Below are 24426 nucleotides of genomic sequence, written 5' to 3' on the forward strand. Positions count from 1 at the left end.
CTCGCTCCGTGACCGCAGCCGATCGCAGCACCAAGCGCCGCGCCGTCGTGGCGGTGGCCGTGGTGGTCGCCGTCGTGGCGGTGTTCGTGGTGCGGCTGGTCTCCATCCAGATCGTGCAGGCCGATACCCTGAACGCCGAGTCGAGCGACAAGCTCTCGGCCTCGACCACCATCGACGGCCTGCGCGGTGACATCGTCGACAACGACGGCACGGTGCTCGCCACGACGGTGCTGCGCTACGACATCACCACCTCGCCCCAGTCGGTGAGCGACGTGGAGCGCACCAACGACGACGGCACGGTGACGACCGTCACCCCGCAGATGGCGGCCGGCGAGATCGCCGCCATCCTCGGCACCTCGGCCGACGAGGTGTACGCCTCGCTCACGAGCGACCCCACCTCGAACTTCGCCTACGTCGCCCGCAACGTCGACGTCGACACCTTCCGCGCCATCCGCGACCTCGACCTGTGGTGGCTGTACTACTCCTCGAACCAGAAGCGCAGCTACCCGAACGGTGCGGTCGCGGGCAGCGTGGTGGGCTTCATGGACACCGATGGCGAGGGCGTCGCGGGTGTCGAGCAGATCGAGAACACCTGCCTCACCGGCACCGACGGCACCGAGACCTACGAGCGCAGCGGCGAGGGCGTCGCCATCCCGGGCACGACGAAGACGACGGTGCAGGCGAAGCCGGGCGGCACCGCCGTGCTCACCCTCGACAGCGACCTGCAGTGGTTCTCGCAGCAGGCGCTGCTGGAGCGCATCCAGGAGACCGGTGCGGCGTGGGGCACGGTGGTGGTGCAGGAGGTGAAGACCGGCAAGCTGCTGGCGGTCGCCGACTACCCGAGCGTCGACCCGAACAACGTCGACGCCACCCCCGACGCCGACCGCGGCTCGATCGCCTTCCAGGCGCCGTTCGAACCGGGTTCGACGTTCAAGGCGCTCACCGCGGCCTCCATCCTCGACGCCGGCGCGGCGACCGTGTCGACCCAGGTCGAGGCGCCCTACATCTTCACCGACGCCAACGGCGCCTCCACCCGCGACAGCTCCTACCACGACGGTCCGCTGCGGCTCACCTTCGCGGGCGTGATGCAGGAGTCGTCGAACACCGGCTTCGGCATGCTCGGCGAGCTGCTGAGCTCGGAGCAGCGCTACGACTACATGGAGAAGTTCCACATGACCACGCCCAGCGAGGTGGGGTTCCCCGCCGAGTCGGGCGGCATCCTCTCGCCCTGGCAAGACTGGGACGACCAGACCAACCTCACCACCACCTTCGGCCAGGGCGTCTCGACCACCGCCATCCAGATCGCGAGCCTCTACCAGACGCTCGGCAACGGGGGTGTGCGGCTGCCGGTGCAGCTGGTCGAGGGCTGCAAGCAGTCCGACGGCACCCTGACGGAGGTTCCGGATGCGACGGGCGAGCAGATCGTGCCGTCGTCGGTGTCGACCGACGTGGTGAACATGCTGGAGACCGTCGTCACGGGCGGCTACGCCAAGACCTCGCTCGAGATCCCCGGCTACCGGGTGGCCGCGAAGACGGGTACCGCGCAGATGAGCGACGGCTCGGGCGCCTACGGCTCGAGCTACATCACCTCGGTGGCGGGGCTCGCCCCGGCCGACGACCCGCAGTACGTCGTGTCGGTCACCATCGCGAAGCCCGTTACCATTGAGTCGGCCCTGGCCGCGGCTCCGGTCTTCCAGAAGATCATGTCGCAGGTGCTCAAGGAGAACCGCGTTCTCCCCTCCACCGTGCCCGGTCCCGACCTCCCGACGACGTACTGACGACCACCACCCGACAGACGACGGCCGAGAACCACCGACATCACCGAACGAGACGAGCATGAAGGAGACCAGTGTCTGATCGGGGCTCTTCTGCTCTCCGACCCGAGCATCCGATCGCGCGCTCGCTGCCGCATCTCGTCGACGAGTTCGGCTTCGAGACCGCGGGCGCGCCGGTCTCCGACGTCGTCACCGGCATCACGCTGTCGTCGCGCGACGTGCAGCCCGGCGACCTCTACGTCGGCCTGAAGGGGGCGCGCCACCACGGCGCCGCCTTCGCCGCCGCGGCCGCCGAGTCGGGCGCCGTCGCCGTGCTCACCGACCCGGAGGGTGTCGACCTCGCCGTGGAGTCGGGGCTGCCGGTGCTCGTCACGCCAGAACCGCGCCTCGCCCTCGGCGAGGTCGCCGCCTGGATCTACCGCACTCGCGAGGAGCCGCCGACCCTGTTCGGCGTCACCGGCACGAACGGCAAGACGAGCGTCGCCTACCTGCTCGAGGCCGTGCTCCGTCAGCTCGGCATCACCGCGGGCCTCAGCACCACCGCCGAGCGTCGCATCGGCGACGAGACCATCGTGTCGAAGCTCACCACGCCCGAGGCCACCGAGATCCACGCCATGCTGGCCAGGATGCGCGAGGCCGACGTGCGCTCCGTGGTGCTCGAGGTCTCGGCGCAGGCCATCACGCAGCACCGGGTCGACGGCATCGTGTTCGACGTGGTGGGGTTCACCAACCTCACCCACGACCACCTCGACGACTACCAGACCATGGAGCTCTACTACGAGGCCAAGCGCGAGCTGTTCCAGCCCGATCGCGCCCGCCGCGGTGTGGTGATCGTCGACGCCGAGTGGGGCGGCCGGCTGGCGCAGGAGTCGCGCATCCCGCTCACCACCATCTCGACCGACCCGGCCTCCGAGGCGGAGTGGCACCTCACCGTCGACGAGGAGCGGGCCGACCGCACCACCTTCACCCTGCGCGGCCCCGACCACCGCGAGCTCACCACCAGCGTGCCGCTGCTCGGTGCCTACATGGCGGCCAACGCCGCGCTCGCCATCGTGATGCTTGTCGAGTCGGGCTTCGACCTCGACGCCATCGCGCACGCCCTCAACCTGGCGCACGACGACGACGGCGACGAGATCGACGACGACGACTTCCAGCCCGGCATCGACGTCTACATCCCGGGCCGCGCCGAGCGCGTCTCGGGCGACCGCGGGCCGATCGTCTACATCGACTACGGGCACAGCCCCGACGCCTTCACCTCGACGCTGGAGTCGATCAGGCGGGTCACCGACGGCCGCGTCGTGATGGTGTTCGGCGCCGACGGCGACCGCGACCCGTCGAAGCGCGCCGAGATGGGCGCCATCGCTGCCCGGCTGGCGGATGCGGTGGTCATCACCGACTTCCACCCGCGCAGCGAAGACCCTGCCCTCATCCGCGCCGCCCTCATCGCCGGCGCGAAGGCCGCCGTGCCCGACGGCGAGCTGTACGAGGTCGCCGACCCGCGGGCCGCGTTCCGCGCCGCCCTCGGTCTCGCCGGCGAGGGCGACGTCATCCTCTACGCCGGCCCCGGCCACGAGGACTACCACGAGGTCGCGGGGGAGCGCATTCCCTACTCCGCCCGCGACGACGCGCGCAAAGCGCTGCACGAACACGGATGGCTCTGAACACATGCTCGATCTCACCCTCACCGAGATCGCGGAGGCGCTCCAGGGCGAACTCGTGATCACCGCTGCCGCCGCGGAGGCGGGCTTCACGCCCGGCACCGTGGTGAACGGCACCGTCGACACCGACTCCCGGCTCATCGGCCCCGGCGACCTGTTCGTGGCCAAGCGCGGCGAGTTCGACGACGGCCACCGTTTCGTCGAGAACGCCATCGCGGCGGGGGCCTCGCTCGTGGTGGTGGAGAAGGCGTTCGCCGCCGAGCACGGATCGACGCTCGCCGTGCCCCAGGTCGTGGTCGACGACTCCGTGCTGGCGCTCGGTCACTTCGCCACCGAGGTGGTGCGCCGCGTGCGCGCCGCGGGCGACGCCGAGACCGGCCTCAAAGTCGTCGGCATCACCGGCTCGAACGGCAAGACGACCACGAAGAACCTGCTGCGCACCATCCTCGAACGGCACGGCGAGACCGTGGCGCCGCGCGACTCGTTCAACAACGAGGTCGGCGCGCCGCTGACGATGCTGAAGCTCACGGCGTCGAGCCGCTACCTGGTGGCCGAGATGGGGGCGAGCGGGAAGGGTGAGATCACCCGGCTCATCCGCATGGCCAAGCCCGACATCGGCGTGGTGCTCACGGTGGGCCTCGCCCACGCGGGCGAGTTCGGCGGCATCGAGACGACCCTCGCCACGAAGACCGAGATGGTGCAAGACCTCGAGCCCTCCGACGTCGCGGTGCTCAACATCGACGACCCGCGTGTGGCGGGAATGGCTGAGAAGACCGCGGCCCGGGTGCTGTGGTTCGGCCTCTCCGACGGTGCCGCCGTGCGCGCGAGCGACATCGAGGCCACCGCGGCGGGCACCTCGTTCACCCTCCACCTGCCCGGCGACCGCTCGCGCACGGTGTGCTTCGCCGTGCTCGGCGAGCACCACGTCATGAACGCCCTCGCCGCCGCGGCGTCGGCGCACGAGCTCGGCGTCGGCATCGACGACATCGTCGACGCCCTCGAAACCGTGGTGCGCGCGGAGCGCTGGCGCATGGAGGTGATGGGCGGCGCGAACGGCGTCACCGTCATCAACGACGCCTACAACGCGAGCCCCGACTCCATGGCGGCGGCCCTCAAGACCGTCGCGCTCATCGCCGCGCCGGGGCAGCGCACCACCGCGGTGCTCGGCGAGATGAGCGAGCTCGGCCCCTACGCCACCGAGGAGCACGACCGCATCGGCCGGCTCGTGGTGCGCCTCAACATCAACCGCCTCATCGTCGTGGGTGAGGCCGCCCGCGCCATCCACCTCGCCGCCGAGCACGAGGGTTCGTGGGGCGGCGAGGCCGTGTTCGTCGAGACGGCCGACGAGGCTTACGAGCTGGTCGCCGCCGACACCCAACCGGGCGAGCTCATCCTGGTGAAGTCGTCGAACTCGGCGGGCCTGCGCTTCCTCGGCGACCGCATCGCGGAGGCGAACTCGTGATCACCCTGCTCGCCTCGGCGTCGCTCTCGCTGGCGTTCTCGCTCTTCCTCACCCCGGTGTTCATCCGCATGTTCAAGCGGTTCGCCTGGGGTCAGTTCATCAACGTCGACACGCCGGATGCGCACCACGTCAAGCGCGGAACGCCCACCATGGGCGGCATCGTCATCATCCTCGCGGTGCTCTTCGGGTACTTCGTCTCGGCACTCCTGACGGGGGAGATGCCCTCCATCTCGGGCCTCTTGGTGCTCTTCCTCATGACGGGTCTCGGCCTCGTCGGCTTCGTCGACGACTTCCTCAAGGTGCACAAGGAGCGCAGCCTCGGCCTCAGCCCCGTGGCGAAGATCGTCGGCCAGGTGCTCGTGGGCATCGTCTTCGCCCTGCTGGCCATCCAGTTCCCGAACGCCCAGGGCGAGACGCCGGCGTCGACGCAGATCTCCTTCATCCGCGACCTGCCCTTCGACTTCCTGGCCTGGGGTGCGGTGGTCGGCACCATCGCCTTCGTGGTGTGGATCTGCATCATCGTCATGAGCACCTCCAACGCCGTGAACCTCACCGACGGTCTCGACGGCCTCGCGCCCGGCTCGAGCATCCTCGCCATCGGCTCCTTCGTCATCATCGGCTTCTGGCAGTTCAACCAGAGCTGCGCCTCGACCACGCTCGACCAAGACGTGCTCGACAAGTGCTACGACGTGCGCGACCCGCTCGACCTCGCCGTGGTGGCGGCCACCGTGGTGGGCGCGCTCATCGGCTTCCTGTGGTGGAACACCAACCCCGCCAAGATCTTCCTCGGCGACACCGGCTCGCTCGCCCTCGGCGGCGCCCTGGCGGCCCTCGCGGTGCTCGCCCGCACCGAGCTCCTGCTCATCCTCATCGGCGGCATCTTCGTCATCGTCGCCGGCCAGGTGGCAGTGCAGCTGAGCTACTTCAAGCTCACCAAGGGCAAACGCATCTGGCGCGCCAGCCCCCTGCACCACCACTTCGAGATGAAGGGCTGGGCCGAGGTCACCATCGTGGTGCGGTTCTGGATCATCGGCGGCCTGTTCGTCGCCGGCGCCGTCGGCTCGTTCTACCTCGAGTGGCTCTCCCGATGACCCGCTCGCTCGACGGGCTCACCAGCTGGCACGCCGACTGGACGGGCCTGCGGGTCGCCGTGCTCGGTCTCGGCGTCACCGGGTTCTCGGTGGCCGACACGCTCACCGAACTCGGCGCATCCGTTCTCGTCGTCGCCGCCTCGGCGAAGAAGGAGTACGCCGACCTCGTGCCCGTCATCGGCGCGCGGCTCGAGCTGGCGGCAGCGGGCGAGGTTCCGGATGCTCTGGTCGCCCACGAGCCGGAACTGGTCGTCGCCTCGCCCGGCTACCACCCCGACGACGCCCTGCTGGTCTGGGCTGCCGAACACGGCATCCCGGTCTGGGGAGACGTGGAGCTCGCCTGGCGGGTGCGCGACAAGGTGCTGCGCCCCGACGGGAAGCCCGCCGACTGGATCGCGGTGACCGGCACCAACGGCAAGACCACGACGGTGCAGCTCACCGCCTCGATGATCCTGGCGGGCGGCCACCGGGTGGCGCCGTGCGGCAACATCGGCATTCCGGTGCTCGACGCCGTCCGCGACCCCGAGGGCTTCGACGCGCTCGTGGTGGAGCTGTCGAGCTATCAGCTGCATTCCACCTCGAGCATGTCGCCGTACTCGTCGGTGGTGCTGAACGTCGCCGACGACCACCTCGACTGGCACGGCTCGTTCGAGGCCTACGCGGCGGCCAAGGCGAGGGTGTACACGAACACGCAGGTGGCCTGCGTCTACAACAAGGCCGACGAGCTCACGATGCGGATGGTCGAGGAGGCCGACGTCATCGAGGGTGCGCGTGCCATCGGCTTCGACCTCGGCACCCCGGGGCCGAGCGACGTCGGCGTGGTCGACGGCATCCTCGTCGACCGGGCGTTCCACGAGGCGCGGCGCGACTCGGCTCTCGAGATCGCCACCGTCGACGAGCTCGCCCTGCGCGGGCTCGCCGCACCGCACACCGTCGCCGACGTGCTCGCAGCGGCGGCGCTCGCCCGCAGCTACGGCGTGTCGATCGAGGCGATCCGGGCCGCGCTCGCGAGCTTCTCGCTCGACCGGCACCGCATCGAGCACGTCGTGACGGCGGGGGGAGTGACCTGGGTCGACGACTCGAAGGCCACCAATCCGCACGCGGCTGCCGCGTCGCTCAAGGCCTACCCCTCCATCGTGTGGGTCGTCGGCGGCCTCCTGAAGGGCGTCGACATCGACCCCCTGGTGCGCGAGTCGGTCGGGGGCGACGGCTCCCGGGTGAAGGCCGTCGTGGTGATCGGTGTGGAGCGCGGCGAGGTGGTCGAGGCCATCCGGCGACACGCGCCGGACATGCCGCTGTTCGAGGTCGACCACGATGAGACTAGTGACGTGATGGCCTCCGCGGTCGCCCTGGCGGCGGCGGCGGCCTCGCCTGGAGACGTCGTGCTGCTCGCCCCGGCGGCGGCATCGATGGACCAGTTCGCAGACTACGCCGACCGCGGCAACCGCTTCGCCCGGGCGGTCCGCAGCCACCTGGGAGGTACCGACGGTGACGAGCCTCCCGCGACAGTTCACCCCTAGCGCGAGCCGGTCGGCCGACGGCCCGCGCGCCGCGCGCATCTCGCTCGGCCAGGTGTTCACCGCGGAGTCGAGCAACTACTTCCTGCTGCTCGGCACCACCCTCTTCCTCGTGCTGCTCGGGCTCGTGATGGTGCTCTCCTCCTCGTCGATCGACTCCTACCTCGGTCGCCAGGGCTTCTTCGGCCTGTTCTGGAAGCAGGGCATGTTCGCCCTCATCGGCATCCCGCTCATGCTCGTCATCTCGCGGCTCCCGGTGCGGGTGTTCAAGCAGTGGGCCTGGGTCGCCGTGTTCGTGGCGGTCGGGGTGCAGCTGCTCGTGTTCACCCCGCTCGGCATCGAGGTGGGCGGCAACCTCAACTGGATCGGCATCGGCTCGTTCAACTTCCAGCCCTCGGAGCTCGTGAAGCTCGCGCTGGTGATCTGGATGGGCATGATCCTCGCCAAGAAGGAGCGGCTGCTCGGCAGCTTCGGCCACGTCGTCATCCCGGTGCTGCCGGTGGCCGGCGGCGCCATCGCCCTGGTGCTCCTCGGCGGCGACCTCGGAACCGTCATGATCATGGCCGGGCTCGTCTTCGGCGCCATCTTCTTCGCCGGCATCAGACTCCGGATGCTCATCCTCCCGGTCATCGCCGCAGCACTGCTCGCGGTGCCGATCGCCTTCTCCAGCGAGAGCCGCGCCTCCCGCATCATGTCGTTCTTCACCGGCATGGGCAGCGACTACGAGGGCGCCGACTGGCAGGCCCAGCACGGGCTCTGGGCGCTCGCGAGCGGCGGGGTGTTCGGCGTGGGGCTCGGCAACTCGCGGGCGAAGTGGTCGTGGCTGCCCGCCGCCGACAACGACTACATCTTCGCCATCATCGGCGAGGAGCTCGGCCTCGTCGGCGCGGTCGTCGTGCTGCTGCTGTTCGTGGCCCTCGCCGTCGCCTTCGTACGCATCATCCGCTCGTCGAAGGACATGTTCTCGAAGGTCGCCACCGGCGCCGTGATGGTGTGGCTGATCGGGCAGGCGTTCGTCAACATCGCCGTGGTGCTCGGCGTGCTGCCGGTGCTCGGCGTGCCGCTGCCGCTCATCTCCTCGGGAGGCTCGGCGCTGCTCACGACGCTCGCGGCCATCGGCATCGTGCTCGCCATCGCGCGCGAGAACTCCCGGAACGACCAGGTGACGGGGTCATGACCACCTACCTCCTGGCCGGCGGCGGCACCGCCGGTCACGTCAACCCCCTGCTCGCCACCGCCGACCGGCTGCGTGAGATCGACCCCTCGGCGCGCGTGATCGTGCTCGGCACGGCCGAGGGGCTCGAGGCGAGGCTGGTGCCCGAGCGCGGCTACGAGCTCGTCACGATTCCGAAGCTGCCCTTCCCGCGCCGGCCGAACGGGGCGGCGCTCCGCTTCCCCGCGGCGCTCCGGCGCACGATCGCCCAGGTGGCGTCGCTCATCCGCGAGCGCGGGGTCGAGGTCGTCGTGGGGTTCGGCGGATACGCGTCGGCTCCCGGGTACCTCGGTGCGCGTCGGGCCGGGGTGCCGTTCGTCATCCACGAGGGCAACGCCAAGCCGGGGCTCGCCAACCGCCTCGGCGCCCGCTACTCGTCGTTCGTCGGGGTGACCTTCGCGGCCACCACCCTCCCGCACTCCACCCTCGTCGGCATGCCGCTGCGGGCCGAGGTGACGGCCCTCGCCGACGCGGGGGTGCGCGCGGAGGCCGCCACGGAGGCAGCCCGGTTCTTCGGGCTCGACCCCGCGCGGCCGACCCTGCTCGTCACGGGCGGTTCGCTGGGGGCCAGGCGCATCAACGGCACCGTGCACGCCTCGGCCCAGAAGCTCGTCGACGCCGGCTGGAACGTGCTGCACATCGCCGGCGACAAGGCGGAGGTGGATGACCCGGGCCTGCCCGGCTACGTCTTCGTCAACTACTGCGACCGCATGGAGCTCGCGCTCGCCGTCGCCGACTTCGCGGTCTCGCGCGCCGGCGGCTCGACGGTCTCCGAGCTCGCGGTCGTCGGCATCCCGTCGGTGCTCATCCCGTACCCCGTGGGCAACGGGGAGCAGCGCTTCAACGCCCTCGACCTCGTGAACGCCGGCGGCGCGGTGCTCGTGCCCGACGCGGAGTTCACGCCCGCCTGGCTCGACCGCGAGCTGCTGCCGCTGCTCGCCGACCGTTCCCGCGTGGCGACGATGGCCGCCCGATCGCTCGAGGTGGGCATCCCCGACGCCTCCACACGACTCGCAGCGCTCGTGCAGCGGGCGTGGGGCGGGACACCCTCCGGGGGAGCGTAACGTTGTCTCGGATGCCGGGCGACCCCGGGCATCGAGTGACCTGCGAAATGAGCGTGCTGTGATCAAACCCGACCTCGAGATCGACATCCCCGACGAACTGGGAGCCGTGCACTTCGTGGGCATCGGCGGTTCGGGCATGAGCGGTATCGCGCGGCTCTTCAAGGCGGCGGGCCTCACGGTCACCGGGTCCGACCGCAGCGACTCGAAGACCGCGGCGAAGCTGCGCGCCATCGGCATCCCGGTGGCGGTCGGGCACGACGCCGCGCACGTGGGCGACGCCGACACCATCGTGGTGACCAGCGCCCTCTGGCCCGACAACCCCGAGTACCTCTACGCCCGCGAGCACGGCCTCACCGTGCTGCACCGCTCGCAGGCACTGGCCTGGCTGTCGAACCGTCAGCGCCTGGTCGCCGTGGCGGGCGCGCACGGCAAGACCACCTCGACCGGCATGATCGTCACCGGCCTGATCGAGCTCGACGCCGAGCCCAGCTTCGTCAACGGCGGGGTCATCTCCGAGCTCGGCACGAGCTCCGCCTTCGGCGACGGCGAGCTGTTCGTGCTCGAGGCCGACGAGTCCGACGGCTCCTTCCTGCTGTACGACACCGCCGTCGCCCTCATCACCAACGTCGACCCCGACCACCTCGACCACTACGGTTCGGTCGAGGCCGTCGAAGACGCCTTCGTGCGCTTCGCCGACGCCGCCGCGGAGTTCGTCGTCATCTCCTCCGACGACGCCGGAGCGCTGCGGGTCTCGTCGCGCCTCTCGCACGAGCGCGTGCTCACCTTCGGCGAGGCCGAGGGCGCCGACTTCCGCGTGCACTCGATCGAGACCGACGGCCCGGTGCGTTTCGTGGTCGACCACGAGGGCACGAGCTACCCCGGCGTGCTCCGGGTGCCCGGCCGGCACAACGCGGTGAACGCCACGGGCGCGCTGGCCGTGCTGGTGGGCCTCGGCTTCGCTCCGGATGCGGCCCTCGCCGCCCTCGGCGCGTTCGGCGGCACCGGCCGCCGGTTCGAACTGCACGGCACCGTCGCGGGCGTAAGCGTGTACGACGACTACGCGCACCACCCCACCGAGGTCGACGCCGCGCTCACCGCCGCCCGCACCGTCGTGGGCGACGGGCGCATCATCGCCGTGCACCAGCCGCACCTCTACAGCCGCACGCAGCTCATGGCGGGGGAGTTCGCCGAGACCCTCGAGCGCACCGCCGACTTCACCATCGTGCTCGAGGTGTGCGGGGCGCGCGAAGACCCGATCGAGGGCGTGACCGGTGAGCTCGTCTCGTCGCGCTTCGCCGACCCGTCGAAGGTCGTCTACATCGACGACTGGCAGCGCGCTGCCGACTACCTCGCCGAGATCGCTCAGTCCGGTGACTTCGCCGTCACCCTCGGCTGCGGCGACGTGAACCTGCTGGTGCCGCAGCTGCTCGAGTCGCTCGAGCAGGTCGAGGGCCGTTCCGAGGCCACCAACGCACCGTCCACCGACGCACCGTCCACCGACACACCCGTGCGCGGCGAGTGAAGCGACCACCCGGCATCACCCCGCCACCGCCGCCCGAGGAGCGGCCGGTGCGCGAGCCCGCGGCGACGCCTCGCACGCCCGCGACGACGCCTCGGCAGAAGACCACCGTGCCGCGGCCGAAGACGGGCGAGCGCGAGGCTCGCCGCCCCGCCGCCTCCGAGGGCGGTCCGTGGTGGGCCGGAGTGCGCTCCTCACGCGAGGACTCCGCCGCGGGCGGGGGAGGCGCCGACGCCGATGCGACAGCCCCGATCGACCGGCCGGCGCGCACGCAGATCCCCGAGCATCCTCGACCCGAGGTGCCGAAATCGACCACCGCGGGGGCGGAGCGCGCCCGGCGCAAGGCCGCGGCCGCCGGCGTCGACACCTCGACCCCGGCCCGCACGGGCGCCTCCGCCCGGCGGGAGCTGCGCCGGGCGACGAAGGAGCGGCGCCGCTACGAGCGCGCCGAGGCGCGTCGCTTCACGCAGCGCAGCAGGAGGCGGCGACTCGCCTGGACGGTGGTGGGAGCATCCGTCGCCGGCCTGGTGCTGCTCGTGCTGCTCGTCGCCTACTCGCCGCTGCTCGCGGTACGCTCCATCGTCGTCGAGGGCACCTCGCGGCTCGACGCGGCAGCCGTCACGACCGCCCTCGCCGACGAGCAGGGCAAGCCGCTCGCGCTCGTCGACTACGGGTCGATCGAACGCGACCTCGCCCAGTTCCCGCTCATCGCCTCGTACTCGGTGGAGGCCAGGCCGCCGAACACGCTCGCGGTGCGCATCGTGGAGCGCCGCCCCGTGGCCCAGGTGCAGACCGACTCGGGGTTCGACCTCATCGACGCCGCCGGTGTGACGGTGCAGCAGTCGGCGACGAGGCTCGACGGCTTCCCCGTGCTCGATCTCTCAGGCACCACGATCGGCAGCCCCGGTTTCACGGCCGCCGCCGCTGTGCTGACGTCGCTTCCCGACACCCTGCTCTCGCAGGTGTCGCTCATCTCGGGGTCGACCCCCGACAGCGTGACCATGACCTTCACCGGCGCCGGGCAGCGCGTGGTGTGGGGAGACGCCGACGACTCCGACCTGAAGGCGCTCATCCTCGAGCGCCTCATCGCCACGCAAGACCCGGCGGCGCAGGTGGAGTACGACGTGTCGAGCCCGCAGAGTCCCGTCATCAGGTGAGCCCGCGATCAGGTGGGCGACACACGGCGCGCCGCGATCGTCGCCGCGGCGCTTTCGCCTAACGTCGTCGTAGGAAATACATACTCGGAATAACTTTAACTTTCACCTTGAACTTTAAGGTTCCAGCGGAGGCCGGACGTGACTTCAAACCAGAACTACCTCGCCGTGATCAAGGTCGTCGGCATCGGCGGCGGCGGCGTGAACGCCGTCAACCGCATGATCGAGCTCGGTCTCCGCGGCGTCGAGTTCATCGCCATCAACACCGACGCCCAGGCGCTCCTGATGAGCGACGCCGACGTGAAGCTCGACGTCGGCCGCGAGATCACCCGCGGCCTCGGCGCCGGCGCCGACCCCGAGGTGGGTCGCCGCGCCGCCGAAGACCACGCCGAAGAGATCGAGGAGGCGCTCGCGGGCGCCGACATGGTGTTCGTGACCGCGGGCGAGGGCGGCGGCACCGGCACCGGCGGTGCCCCCGTGGTCGCGCGCATCGCCAAGTCGATCGGCGCGCTCACCATCGGTGTCGTCACGAAGCCCTTCGGCTTCGAGGGCAAGCGCCGCGCGGCCCAGGCCGAGGACGGCGTGGCCACGCTGAAGAACGAGGTCGACACCCTCATCGTGGTGCCCAACGACCGCCTGCTCGAGATCAGCGACCGCGGCATCTCGATGCTCGAGGCGTTCTCCACCGCCGACCAGGTGCTCCTGGCCGGTGTGCAGGGCATCACCGACCTCATCACCACCCCGGGCCTCATCAACCTCGACTTCGCCGACGTCAAGTCGGTGATGCAGGGCGCGGGGTCCGCGCTCATGGGCATTGGCTCGAGCCGCGGCGCCGACCGCGCCATCAAGGCGGCCGAGCTCGCCGTGGCGAGCCCGCTGCTCGAGGCGTCGATCGACGGAGCCCACGGCGTGCTGCTGTCGATCCAGGGCGGGTCGAACCTCGGCATCTTCGAGATCAACGACGCGGCGAAGCTCGTGCAAGACGCCGTGCACCCCGAGGCCAACATCATCTTCGGTGCGGTCATCGACGACACCCTCGGCGACGAGGTGCGGGTCACCGTCATCGCCGCGGGCTTCGACGGGGGAGAGCCCAACCCGGTCGCCCCGCCCGCGGTGGAGTCGAGGCGCGGCAGCTTCGTGGGCTCGGCCGAGGAGGTCGACCCGTTCGGCCGCGGCTCGCAGGGCTCGCCGCGCCGTGACCACAAGGGCGCCGCCGAGCAGATCGACGAGAAGCCGGCCCCGGCCCAGAGCTGGTCGACCCCCGCCGCCGACCTCGGTCTCACCGGCGCCGTCGCGCTCGACCCCGCGTCGGAAGACGACGACTCCGATCTGGACGTCCCCGACTTCCTGAAGTGACCGAGCCCACCCTCGCCGAGCGTGTCGAGCGGGTGGAGTCCGAGCTCACGGACGCCGCCCGCTCCGCCGGTCGTTCGCGCGACGAGCTGACGCTCATCGCCGTCACCAAGTTCCACCCCGCCGCACTCGTGCGCGAGCTCTACGAGCTGGGGCTGCGCGACGTCGGGGAGAACCGGCACCAGGAGGCACGGGAGAAAGCAGCCGAGCTGTCGGGGCTGCCGGGCCTGCGCTGGAACTTCGTCGGTCAGCTGCAGTCGAAGAAGGCGCGGCAGGTGCGCGAGTACGCCTCCGTCGTGCACTCGATCGACCGCGACGCCGTGGTCTCGGCGCTGGCGCAGCCGGCCGAGGGCGAGGGTGCGCTCGACTGCTTCCTGCAGATCAACCTCACCGACGACCCCGCCCGGGGTGGGGCGCGGCCCGATGACGCGGTGCGCCTGGCCGAACTCATCGCCGCGGCTCCCGGGCTCGAGCTCCTGGGCGTCATGGCCGTCGCTCCGCTCGACGAGGAGCCGCGGGCCGCCTTCGCCCGGCTGCGCGGGGTGAGCGACGCCGTGCGCGGCGTGCATCCGTCGGCCGTCGCGATCTCGGCGGGCATGTCGCACGACTTTCGCGAGGCGATCGCGGAAGGCGCGACACACCTGCGCATCGGCACGGCAATCACCGGAAATCGCCCGCCCCGCGATTAATCTCGGGGTAGGAAAAAAGCAACCGCAACCGGAGGTTCTGATGGCCAACCCGCTCCGCAAGACCATGGTGTACCTCGGGCTCGCCGACGAAGAGCTCGAGTACGAGGCGCCCGCGCAGGCCGCACCGGCCCAGGCCGCACCCGTCGCGCCCGTGCCGCACCCGCAGCAGAACGCCGCGCCCGCGCAGCCGTCGGGCGGCCGCGATCGCGATCGCGCGACGGTCACCCCGCTCCGCAAGTCCGTGCACACCCCGAAGAATGTGGCGCCCGCCGAAATGAACGAGATCCTCACGGTTCACCCCAAGCAGTACAAAGACGCCCAGGTCATCGCCGAGAACTTCCGCGAGGGCATCCCGGTCATCATCAACCTCTCGCAGATGACGGATGCCGACGCGCGCCGCCTCATCGACTTCGCCGGCGGTCTCTCGCAGGGCCTCTACGGCAAGATCGAGCGCGTCACCAGCAAGGTCTTCCTCCTCAGCCCGGCGCACGTCGCCGTGTCGGGCGACGCAGGTGGGGAGGCTCGTGCAGAGTCCTCCTTCTTCGTTCAGTCATAATTACTGAGTGGGTTCCCTCGTCGCCATCATCGCGACCGTCGTCTATTTCGCGCTGCTGCTGTATTTCTTCCTGATGTGGGGTCGGTTCATCCTCGACCTCGTGCGCACCGTCCGGCGTGACTGGAGGCCGGCCGGTGCGCTGCTCGTGCTGGCCGAGGTCACGTACACGGTGACCGACCCGCCGATCAAGTTCTTCCGGCGCATCATCCCCCCGCTGCGGGTGGGCCCCATCGCGCTCGACTTCGGCTGGAGCATCGTCATGCTGCTGGTCATCATCGCTCTCTCCGTGGCAGGTTTCGTGCGCTCGGCGTAGCCTGCGCATGTATCCTGAAACGAACGGAACCCGGCGGGTTGGCCCGTACACGGGACGTTCGCCGGGAATGTTGCTACGGTTAGCAACGCGTTATCACTGTTGTCGAAGTACTAAGGGTGGAAAACCATGGCGTTAACTCCGGAAGATGTTGTTAACAAGAGATTTTCTCAGACCAAGTTCCGTGAGGGATACGACCAGGACGAGGTCGACGACTTCCTCGACGAGGTCGTGGTGGAGCTGCGTCGCCTCACCCAGGAGAACGAGGAGCTGAAGGCTCAGCTCGCCTCCGGTGCTCCGGCTTCCGCGCCCGCCGCTGCCGCCCCCGCGCCGGCTCCGGTCGTCGAAGAGGTCGTCGAGGCCCCCGTGGTCGTCGAGACCCCCGCGCCGGCTCCCGTGGCCGCCGCTCCGGCGCCCGCCGCTGCCGACGACGACGACGCCGCGTCGACCACCAACCTCCTGCAGCTGGCCCGTCGTCTGCACGACGAGCACGTGAAGGAAGGCGCCGACAAGCGCGACGCGCTCATCGCCGAGGGCCACGCCACCGCGGCGCGCATCGTCGCCGAGGCCGAGACCAAGGGCCGCAACGAGCTCGCCCGTCTCAACCAGGAGAAGGCCGGCATCGAGCACCGCATCGACGAGCTGCGCACCTTCGAGAAGGACTACCGCGCAGGCCTCAAGAGCTACATCGAAGACCAGCTCAAAGACCTGACCTCCTCCAGCGTCGACGCCGACAAGGCCCCCGCCTCGTCCGGCTTCAGCGGTTTTGGCGGATAGCGGAGTCGCGAAGGCACAGCCCCGCGTTCTGATCGTCCTGGTCGTCGTCGCCGTCGCGTCGATCGCCATCGATCAGATCGCGAAGCTCCTGGTCGTCACCCATCTCGAAGCGGGTGAGGTCGTCCCTGTCGTGGGCGACCTCATCCGTTTTCACTTGGTGTTCAACCCGGGCGCCGCCTTCTCGATCGGCAACGCCTACACCTGGATCTTCTCGATCCTCGCCACTGCGGTCACCATCTTCATCATCTGGTTCTCCCGGCGCATCCGCTCCTTCGCCTGGGCCTGGGTGTTCGGGCTGCTGCTCGGCGGCACCATCGGCAACCTCATCGACCGGCTGTTCAAGGAGCCGGGCTTCGGCGTCGGGCACGTGGTCGACTTCATCACCATCCCGTTGCTCCCCGCCATCTTCAACCTCGCCGACGTGTCGATCACGGCGGCCATGGTGCTGTTCCTCATCCTCACCATCCGCGGCATCGGGCTCGACGGCACGAAGTCGCAGCCGAAGGCCGATGGCGACGAGACCGTGGCGGCCGACCCCGCCGAGACGGATGCGACGGGCACCGGCACCGGTACCGATCACGCCGGGCGGGCCTGAGTCGTGGAGTCGCGTACCCTCCCGGTTCCCGACGGGCTCGACGGCACGCGGGTCGACGCCGGCATCGCGAAGCTGCTCGGTTTCTCGCGCACCTTCGCCGCCGAGGTGGTCGACGCCGGGGGAGTGACCCTCGACGGGCGTGTGGTCGGCAAGTCGGACAAGCTGCGCCGCGACGGGTGGCTCTCGGTGGAGTGGACCCCCAAGTCGGAGCCGCAGATCGTGCCGGTGGTCGTACCCGAGCTCACCGTGGTCTACGACGACGACTGCATCATCGTCGTCGACAAGCCCGTGGGCGTCGCCGCGCATCCCTCCGTCGGCTGGGAAGGGCCCACCGTGCTCGGCGCTCTGGCCGGCGCCGGGTACCGCATCGCCACCAGCGGCGCCGCCGAGCGTGCGGGCATCGTGCACCGCCTCGACGCCGGCACCAGCGGGCTCATGGTCGTGGCGAAGACCGAGGCCGCCTACATCTGGCTGAAGCGGCTGTTCCACGACCGCGAGGTCGACAAGATCTACCACGCGCTGGTGCAGGGCCACCCCGACCCGTTCTCGGGAACCATCGACGCCCCCATCGGCCGGCACCCCCGGTCGGACTGGAAGTTCGCCGTCACCTCCGACGGCAAGCCCTCCGTCACCCACTACGAGACCCTCGAGGCCTTCCGGGCCGCGACGCTGCTCGAGATCCACCTCGAGACAGGGCGCACGCATCAGATCCGCGTGCACATGGCGGCGCAGCGGCACCCCTGCTGCGGCGACACCATGTACGGCGCCGACCCCACGCTGTCGAGGCGGCTCGGCCTCGAGCGGCAGTGGCTGCACGCCATGCGGCTGGGCTTCGTGCACCCCGAGACGCGCGAGTACGTGCAGTTCGAGAGCCGGTACCCCGCCGATCTGCAGCACGCCCTCGACGTGGTGCGCGCCGACTAACCCGCCCGGCGCCGTTGAACGGCGGCCGCCGCGGCCAGTGCCCCAGCCGCGAGCACGAGGTGGATGCCGAGGCCCAGGTACCAGGCCGGAGCACCCCACTCCTCCACCGGCCGTTCCGGCAGCGGCGTGACGGCGTTCTCGCCGCACTCGTCGTCGAGCACCGCCTGCGGCACCGGGTTCTGCGCCTGGCGCAGCTCCTTGGCGAGGGTGCCGAACCAGTCACGCGGCTGACCGTAGGCGTAGCGGTCGGCCGCCGACGCATCCGCCACCACGACGAAGGGGTTGAGACCGAGCACCACCCAGTTCGGCAGCGCGGTCGGCGTCACGGTGGTGGTGACGGTCGGTGGCAGGCACTCGAGCGTCTCCGTCTCCTCGTCGTACTCCGAGGTCACCAGTGTCGTGGTGACCGTGACCTCCTTGACCGAGCCGGCGAGCGGTGCCACGGCCGCGGTGCCGAGGGCGAGCAGCGCCACCGCGAGGTAGCCGAGCAGAACGGATGCGACACTGCTTCTCACGAGCACGGCGACGGCCGTGACGAGGGCGGCGATCACCCCGAGCTCGACCGCCGTCAGGAGCAGCGAGACGGCGAAGGTGCCGGGCGACACGCCGCCCGCCAGTGCGGCGACGATCAGCACGGGTGAGGCGGCGACGAGGAGCCCGAGCGACAGCGACCAGGAGGCGAGCCAGCCGCCGATGACCGATCGGGGTGCTCGCCCGCCGGCGAGGGCGGGCAGCGCCACGCATCCGGCGGCGAGCACGGCGAAGACGACGCCCGAGAAGGGCAGGCCCGCCATGTGACCCGAGGAGAAGCCCTCGAAGATCCACAGCACGACGGCCCAGACGATCGAGCCGACCAGCATCACCCCGTAGGCGACATACCACCCGGGCCGGCGCAGGCGCGCCCCTACCTGACTCCCGACCGTTTCTCGCGTCATCGCGCGGGCCCCCTGCCTGCTCGTGTGTCGTGTGGTCAGCTTAGCGAAGCGCCTCCGCGTGGCCGGGGCCGAGCCTTCCGTCGCGTCCGCACGCTGCTGACGTGTGCGTCGCGCAGCTGCGCCCCGCTCAGGGGTTCGGCGGCCAGGCGATGGAGATGGACGCAGGGGCGACGCCCGGGTCGGTCGGTGCGACCGAGAGGGAGCGGGTGACGGCGGCGCGGTCGTCGCTCGAGAGGCTGGGGTGCACCACGACGGCGCCGCCCGTCGCGCCGGGTGCGAGCATCCCTGCCCAGGTGCACTCGAGTGCGCCGTAGGGATCGCCGGTGGTCTCGCCCCAGCCCTCGCCCGGGACGGCGGAGACGCGCAGGTACTCGCCCGGCCCGGTGAGGTACATGCCGGTGACGACCACGGTGACCGGCCCCGTGAACGGCACAGCCGAGCCGTTGTGCAGGGCGAAGCTCGTGGTGAGCTCGCTCGTGCGGGTGGCGGCTTCGAGCAACGCAGGCGTGAAGACGAACCCGACCCCACTCGCGGTGCTCGCCGCCGCCGTCGGCGCCGCGGCAGCGACCGCCACCACCGGTGCGGCCCAGGCCGCAGCCAGCACCGTTCTGCGATCGACTCGCTCCATCGCGGTCACCTTCCTGGTTCATCGTGTGAAGCCTCGCATGTGCTGCGGGGCGGCAGGGGCGGGCCGGACGGCGGCGGCTAGTCGGCCTCTGCGACCTCGATCTTCTTGGGGGCGCCGCCCCAGCGTTGAGCGACGCGGTGCTCGGTGAGGCGGCGGCCGGCGTGCAGGGCGGGGTAGATGCCGAGGAAGACGGCCATCGGCGCGAGCAGCCGCAGGTCGCGGATGCCGTGCGCCTCATAGGTTCGCTTGAAGCGCTCAACGTAGTAGAAGTAGTCCCTCGGCGCGGAGTCGAGGCGCCGGGCCGACATGCCGGCCACCATCGCCGAGACGTAGCCGATCTTGAAGCCCTTGAGGGCGAGGTGCACGGCGAGGTCGATGTCTTCGTGCATGAGGTCTTCGCGGTCGGCGCACACATCGCCGCGCACGGCGAGCCAGGCCTCCTTGGTGATGGCCATGTTGGTGCCGAACAGGAAGACGTAGTCGCCCGCGAGCTTCACCTGCAGCTTGCGGAAGCTGTCGTCGGCCTTGTGCCCGAACCGTCGCATCGGCATGTCGTAGTACTCGACCGGCCCGCTGGCCGCCACGAACTCGCGCGTGGCGAAGGCGCGCTGCACCTGCTCCACCCAGTCGGGCGCGAGCGCCGAGTCGGCGTCGATGCGACCGATCACGTCGCTCGTCGCCGCATCGAAGCCGGCGTTGCGGGTGGGGGTGATGCCCTGCTCCGCGTCCTGCACCACCACCCGGATGTTCGCATCGGGGAAGGCGACTGCCATCGCCTCCACCGCGGCACGGGTGCCGTCGGTCGAGAGGTTGTCGACGACGATGATCTCGTCGGCCGGAACGGTCTGCTCGATGCACGCGACCAGGCAGCGACGGATGCCCGACTCCTCGTTGTAGGCGGGGATCACGATCGAGACGGTGGGGAGGGAGGCGAGGTCGGTCACGGCGTCGTCGTCTTTCGGCTCGGTGTCAGCGGGTCTCCGCCGGATGCGGTAGGCCCAGTGTGGCAGACGCGGGGTGCCGCACGACAGCCGCAACGCGCCGACGGTTCTAGCATGGAGCGCGATGACCGCACACGATCCCGAGCAGCTGCCGCGCCTCACCGACGCCGAGAAGGTGGGCCTCACCGCGGGCGACGGCGCCTGGAAGACCGACGCCGTGCCGCGGGCCGGCGTGCGCTCGGTGCGTCTCGGCGACGGACCGCACGGGGTGAGGCGGCCCCACGAGGGCGCGGGCCTGTCGCTGTTCGACTCGCACCCGGCGACCTGCTTCCCCACGGCGGCGGCGCTCGGCGCGAGCTGGAACCCCGGGCTGCTGCGCGAGGTGGGGGAGGCGCTCGGGCGAGAGGCGACCTCGCAGGGCATCGGCGTGCTGCTCGGCCCCGGCGTGAACCTCAAGCGCACCCCCGTGGGCGGCCGCAACTTCGAGTACTTCTCCGAAGACCCGCTCGTCTCGGCGCGACTCGGCGCCGCCTGGGTGGCGGGCGTGCAGTCGACGGGGGTGGGCGCCTCGCTCAAGCACTTCGCCGCGAACAACACCGAGTCGCGCCGCTACGGGGTCGACGCCGTGGTCGACGAGCGGGCGTTGCGGGAGCTGTACCTCCCGGCCTTCGAGCACATCGTCACCACCGAGCGGCCCGCCACCGTGATGGCGGCGTACAACAAGCTCAACGGGGAGCACTGCACCGAGAACCGCTGGCTGCTCCACGACGTGCTGCGCACCGAGTGGGGCTTCGAGGGCGTCGTCGTCTCCGACTGGGGCGCCAGCTGGGACCGCACGATCTCCATCCCCGCCGGTTGCGACCTCACCATGCCCGGCCTCGGGCGCAGCGACGACCGCTACGTGCTCGGTGCCCTCGCGGCGGGCACGCTGCCGCGTGACGCGCTCGACCGGGCCGCGGAGCGCATCCTCGCCCTCGCCGCACGCCACGGCCGCGCGGGCCGGCGCTTCGGCCTGCGCGCTCGGCAACCGGTCGACCTGGCCGCCCACCACGAGCTCGCCCGCCGCGCCTCGGCCGCGGGCACGGTGCTGCTGAAGAACGACGGCGGGCTGCTGCCCCTTGCGGGCACCGGGCGGGTCGCGGTGATCGGCAGGATGGCGGCCGAGCCGCGGTTCCAGGGCGCCGGGAGTTCGCACGTCGTGCCCACACGGGTGGAGACCCTGCTCACCGCCCTGCGGCAGGAGCGTGGGCTCGAGGTGGAGTACGCCGTGGGGTACGACGGCGACCACGACTCGGCGACGGATGCGCAGATCGCCGAGGCCCAGCGGGTCGCGGTGGCCGCCGACACGGCGATCGTCGTGGTGGGCCTGCCCGAGACCTACGAGACCGAGGGGGTCGACCGCAGCCACCTGCGCCTCCCCGGAGCCCACGACCGTCTCGTGCGCGCGGTGCTCGCGGTGAACCCGCGCACCGTCGTGGTGCTGCAGAACGGCTCGCCGGTGCAGCTTCCCTGGCGGCACGACGCTCCGGCCGTCGTCGAGGGCTACCTCGGCGGGCAGGCCGGCGGCATCGCGCTCGCCGACGTGCTGCTCGGCCGCGCCGAGCCCGCCGGGCGGCTCGCCGAGACCTTCCCCGAGCACTACGACGACCACCCGGTCTCCCGCCTGCACGACGGGCCGGCCACGCTCGAGTACCGCGAGAGCCTCTACGTCGGCTACCGCTACTTCGACTCCGCGCACGAAGACGTCGCGTTCTGCTTCGGGCACGGGCTCTCGTACACCACCTTCGACTGGTCAGACGTCGAGGTGGTCGAGGGGGACGGCGGTGACCCCGCGCATCCCGAGATCGAGGTGCGGGTCACCGTGACGAACACGGGCAAGCGACGCGGCGTGGAGGTCGTGCAGCTGTACGTGCACGACGAGGAGTCGAGCCTGTTCCGGCCCGAGCACGAGCTGCGCGGTTTCGCGCGGGCCGAGCTCGAGCCGGGCGAGAGCGCCCGCCTCGGCATCACCCTCGACCGACGGTCGTTCGCGTTCTGGAATCCCGCGGGGGGCGGCTGGATGCTCGAGGCCGGCGGCTTCGAACTGCGGCTCGGCCGGTCGTCGCGCGACATCCTCTGGCGCGGGCGCGTCGACCTGGCCGGTGACGGAGGGGGTGACGGCGACGGCGACGCCGCGGTGGTGGACGCCGCGAGCGGTGCGCCGCGACCCGACCCCTACCGCTCGCCCTCCCGCGCGACCGGCTTCCCGGCTGCCGCGTTCGAGGCGCTGCTGGGCCGGAGCCTCCCGCCGAATCTCCCCGACCTGCCCGGCGGCTTCACCCTCGACACCGCGATCCGCGACATGCAGGGGGTGACGGCGGCGCGCATCCTGTTCCGCGTGATGCACCGTCAGGCGCTCAAGACGCTGGGGGCGCCGCCCGGGCGTGCCGTCGACGAGGCGGCGGGCGACGTGGTGGCGCAGCTGAACTTCAGGATGCTGCCCACCGTGAGCGACACACTCATCGGTCGGCGGGGCGCCCGCCGGCTGCTGCGCGTGGTGAACCGTCTCGCGAAGCTCGGCGGCAGCGCCCGCAAGGGCCGCGCGGCGCGCCGCGCGGGCCGCTAGCGTCCCGTCGTCACGGCCTCGCTGCGCGACCCGCGGGTGCGGATCTCGTCGCTCCAGGCCAGCGCGATGCCGAGCCGGTCGGAGAGCAGGCGCTGGAAGTCGGCGAGCAGCCCCGCGTCGGCGTGCACGGCGGCGGGCTCGAGCGAGCCGCTGGTGCAGAACGCCGCGAGGGCGCCCGCCGCCTCGCCTATCGACCACTCCACGGGGTGCAGCCGGTAGGCGCCGTTCGTGATGTGGGTGCTGCCCATGTTCTTGTTCGCCGCCAGCAGGTTGGGCACATCGCGCGGGATCAGCGCGCCCAGCGGGATCTGGAACGGATAGCAGTCGATGTCGACGTAGGTGCGCCCGGAGGTCGAGGGGTGCAGGTCGATGCGGTAGAAGCCGATGCCCACCGCGTCGTCGAAGAGCGCCGAACCCGCGCCCTCGCCGCGCATCTCGCGCCCGATGTGCTCCTCGGTGACGGTGAACCGGGCACGGATGCGCCGCGACTCGCGCACGTAGACCTCCTTCGCGAGCCCGTCGGAGGTGCCGAGCACGTCGCCGCGCAGCATCAGCTCGGGGTAGCCGGTGCCGCCGTCGCTGCGGGGGGCCTCGGTCTGGATCCAGTGCACGAACGACAGGGTGAGCTCCCGCGCGCCCGCGAGCGCCCGGGCGCGGTCGGCGGCGGTGACGCCCGGGCCGACGAGCGGCGCGTCCCAGTAGTCGATCTGCGGCCAGTTCACCAGGGTGACGTCGTGGCCCGCCCAGTCGGCATCCATCATGCGCCGCGACAGGATGCGCCGGTAGTGCCACAGGTCGAGGTCGGCGCTGTCGACGGCGTCTTCCGGCCGGCCGGCGAACATGGGTCGCTCGCGACGCTCGAGCGTGATCGGTTCGATGTCGACCCACGACAGCTGGGGGCCGGGCCAGAACGCGGGGACCGTGTCGCGGAACCCCTCGTACCCCGCGGGGCGGTCGATGACGTGGTGCTCGCCCGGCCGCAGCTCGAGCGCCGCGCACCAGGTGACGGCCTGCTGGTCGAGCGGGTCGGCCACCTCGGGGGCGTGCAGCTCGCCGGTCTCCGACGCCGCCTCGCTTCCCACGACGTGCTCGATGTCGCCCAGGTCGAGCAGCTCGCCGAGCTCGGTGGCGTCGGCGACGATGCCGCCGTGCACCACCACCTCGTCGCCCGTGCGCCGGTCGACGAGCACGACCTCCTCGATGCGGTCGCCGGAGCGCCTCACGGCCACCGGGTCGTGCTCGGTGAGCACCGTGAGCAGGCCCGACGCCTCGAGCGGTGAGGTCATCTCACGCACGGCGAGGTGGGCGACCCGTGGTTCGTGGCAGAGCCGCGACACGAACCCGGCACCCGGGTTGAGGGCGACCGCCGAGCGGGCGACCGCCGACAGCGGGTACTCGCGCCGGTAGTGGTCGCGGATGCGCTCCCTCAGCTCGCTGTAGCTCGGCGAGATGGGCTGCCGGTCGATCCACTCGTGCTCGTCGGGCGGCACGCCCTGGCTGGTGAGCTGGCCCCCGATCCAGTCGCTCGACTCGGTGAGCACGACCCGCACGCCGAGGCGCGCTGCGGTGACGGCGGCTGCGGTGCCGCCGAGGCCCCCGCCGATGACGACGAAGGGGGCGTGGAGGTGACGGGTGGGCATGGGGCATCGGCCTTTCGAGG

The 24426-nt window shown here is 71.1% G+C and carries 21 protein-coding genes; 17 read left to right on the top strand and 4 right to left on the bottom strand.

What is annotated here, in order from left to right; translation table 11 throughout:
- Nucleotides 1-8 precede the first annotated feature (8 nt).
- From HL652_RS06590 to HL652_RS06665, 16 genes are all read left to right on the top strand, one after another.
- On the top strand, nucleotides 9-1778 hold the full coding sequence (locus HL652_RS06590; protein WP_253743694.1) for a peptidoglycan D,D-transpeptidase FtsI family protein: 1770 nt from the start codon (nucleotides 9-11) through the stop codon (nucleotides 1776-1778).
- 71 nt (nucleotides 1779-1849) lie between these two features.
- The gene (locus HL652_RS06595) at nucleotides 1850-3436 is read left to right on the top strand and encodes a Mur ligase family protein (RefSeq protein ID WP_171704591.1); all 1587 of its coding nucleotides are present in this window, start codon (nucleotides 1850-1852) and stop codon (nucleotides 3434-3436) included.
- Nucleotides 3437-3440: 4 nt separating this feature from the next.
- Complete coding sequence (locus HL652_RS06600; RefSeq protein WP_171704592.1) at nucleotides 3441-4895, top strand: UDP-N-acetylmuramoyl-tripeptide--D-alanyl-D-alanine ligase; 1455 nt, start codon at nucleotides 3441-3443, stop codon at nucleotides 4893-4895.
- Nucleotides 4892-5986 (top strand): phospho-N-acetylmuramoyl-pentapeptide-transferase, encoded by a 1095-nt coding sequence (mraY, locus tag HL652_RS06605; RefSeq protein WP_171704593.1) that lies wholly within the window; start codon nucleotides 4892-4894, stop codon nucleotides 5984-5986. Before HL652_RS06600 ends, mraY begins: the two co-directional genes overlap by 4 nt.
- The gene (gene murD, locus HL652_RS06610; RefSeq protein ID WP_171704594.1) at nucleotides 5983-7506 is read left to right on the top strand and encodes a UDP-N-acetylmuramoyl-L-alanine--D-glutamate ligase; all 1524 of its coding nucleotides are present in this window, start codon (nucleotides 5983-5985) and stop codon (nucleotides 7504-7506) included. The genes mraY and murD overlap by 4 nt, the downstream gene beginning before the upstream one ends.
- A complete protein-coding gene (ftsW, locus tag HL652_RS06615) occupies nucleotides 7475-8680 on the top strand; it encodes a putative lipid II flippase FtsW (RefSeq protein ID WP_171704595.1) in 1206 nt (401 codons plus the stop codon). Before murD ends, ftsW begins: the two co-directional genes overlap by 32 nt.
- A complete protein-coding gene (locus tag HL652_RS06620) occupies nucleotides 8677-9780 on the top strand; it encodes a UDP-N-acetylglucosamine--N-acetylmuramyl-(pentapeptide) pyrophosphoryl-undecaprenol N-acetylglucosamine transferase (protein WP_171704596.1) in 1104 nt (367 codons plus the stop codon). Before ftsW ends, HL652_RS06620 begins: the two co-directional genes overlap by 4 nt.
- A 58-nt stretch (nucleotides 9781-9838) precedes the next feature.
- Nucleotides 9839-11302, top strand: coding sequence for a UDP-N-acetylmuramate--L-alanine ligase (murC, locus tag HL652_RS06625; RefSeq protein ID WP_171704597.1), 1464 nt, complete (start codon nucleotides 9839-9841; stop codon nucleotides 11300-11302).
- Nucleotides 11303-11349: 47 nt separating this feature from the next.
- Nucleotides 11350-12456, top strand: coding sequence for an FtsQ-type POTRA domain-containing protein (locus tag HL652_RS06630; RefSeq protein ID WP_171704598.1), 1107 nt, complete (start codon nucleotides 11350-11352; stop codon nucleotides 12454-12456).
- Between the two features lie 138 nt (nucleotides 12457-12594).
- A complete protein-coding gene (ftsZ, locus tag HL652_RS06635; RefSeq protein WP_171704599.1) occupies nucleotides 12595-13809 on the top strand; it encodes a cell division protein FtsZ in 1215 nt (404 codons plus the stop codon).
- Nucleotides 13806-14495, top strand: a complete 690-nt coding sequence (locus HL652_RS06640; protein WP_253743696.1) for a YggS family pyridoxal phosphate-dependent enzyme — start codon at nucleotides 13806-13808, stop codon at nucleotides 14493-14495. Before ftsZ ends, HL652_RS06640 begins: the two co-directional genes overlap by 4 nt.
- A gap of 40 nt (nucleotides 14496-14535) precedes the next feature.
- Nucleotides 14536-15051, top strand: a complete 516-nt coding sequence (locus HL652_RS06645; protein WP_171704600.1) for a cell division protein SepF — start codon at nucleotides 14536-14538, stop codon at nucleotides 15049-15051.
- A 73-nt stretch (nucleotides 15052-15124) separates the two neighbouring features.
- Entirely contained in the window at nucleotides 15125-15364 is a 240-nt protein-coding gene (locus tag HL652_RS06650; protein ID WP_171707221.1) for a YggT family protein, read from the top strand.
- 126 nt (nucleotides 15365-15490) lie between these two features.
- Nucleotides 15491-16138: a DivIVA domain-containing protein gene (locus tag HL652_RS06655; protein ID WP_171704601.1), complete on the top strand. Its 648-nt coding sequence runs from the start codon at nucleotides 15491-15493 to the stop codon at nucleotides 16136-16138.
- On the top strand, nucleotides 16128-16733 hold the full coding sequence (gene lspA, locus HL652_RS06660) for a signal peptidase II (protein ID WP_253743698.1): 606 nt from the start codon (nucleotides 16128-16130) through the stop codon (nucleotides 16731-16733). Before HL652_RS06655 ends, lspA begins: the two co-directional genes overlap by 11 nt.
- A gap of 3 nt (nucleotides 16734-16736) precedes the next feature.
- Nucleotides 16737-17657 (top strand): RluA family pseudouridine synthase, encoded by a 921-nt coding sequence (locus HL652_RS06665; RefSeq protein WP_171704602.1) that lies wholly within the window; start codon nucleotides 16737-16739, stop codon nucleotides 17655-17657.
- Here HL652_RS06665 and HL652_RS06670 read toward each other — a convergent pair.
- From HL652_RS06670 to HL652_RS06680, 3 genes are all read right to left on the bottom strand, one after another.
- Nucleotides 17654-18592, bottom strand: a complete 939-nt coding sequence (locus tag HL652_RS06670; RefSeq protein ID WP_171704603.1) for a hypothetical protein — start codon at nucleotides 18590-18592, stop codon at nucleotides 17654-17656. The genes HL652_RS06665 and HL652_RS06670 overlap by 4 nt on opposite strands.
- A gap of 127 nt (nucleotides 18593-18719) precedes the next feature.
- A complete protein-coding gene (locus HL652_RS06675; RefSeq protein WP_171704604.1) occupies nucleotides 18720-19220 on the bottom strand; it encodes a hypothetical protein in 501 nt (166 codons plus the stop codon).
- Between the two features lie 77 nt (nucleotides 19221-19297).
- The gene (locus HL652_RS06680; protein WP_171704605.1) at nucleotides 19298-20164 is read right to left on the bottom strand and encodes a glycosyltransferase family 2 protein; all 867 of its coding nucleotides are present in this window, start codon (nucleotides 20162-20164) and stop codon (nucleotides 19298-19300) included.
- A gap of 121 nt (nucleotides 20165-20285) precedes the next feature.
- On the opposite strand from HL652_RS06680, the gene HL652_RS06685 reads away from it, so the two are divergent.
- The gene (locus tag HL652_RS06685; RefSeq protein ID WP_171704606.1) at nucleotides 20286-22766 is read left to right on the top strand and encodes a glycoside hydrolase family 3 C-terminal domain-containing protein; all 2481 of its coding nucleotides are present in this window, start codon (nucleotides 20286-20288) and stop codon (nucleotides 22764-22766) included.
- On the opposite strand, the gene HL652_RS06690 is transcribed toward HL652_RS06685, so the two are convergent.
- Nucleotides 22763-24406 carry an FAD-dependent oxidoreductase gene (locus HL652_RS06690; RefSeq protein ID WP_171704607.1) on the bottom strand — a complete coding sequence of 548 codons (1644 nt, stop codon included), beginning with the start codon at nucleotides 24404-24406 and terminating at the stop codon, nucleotides 22763-22765. The genes HL652_RS06685 and HL652_RS06690 overlap by 4 nt on opposite strands.
- Between the last annotated feature and the right edge of the window lie 20 nt (nucleotides 24407-24426).

Source organism: Herbiconiux sp. SALV-R1 (assembly GCF_013113715.1).
Lineage (GTDB): Bacteria > Actinomycetota > Actinomycetes > Actinomycetales > Microbacteriaceae > Herbiconiux.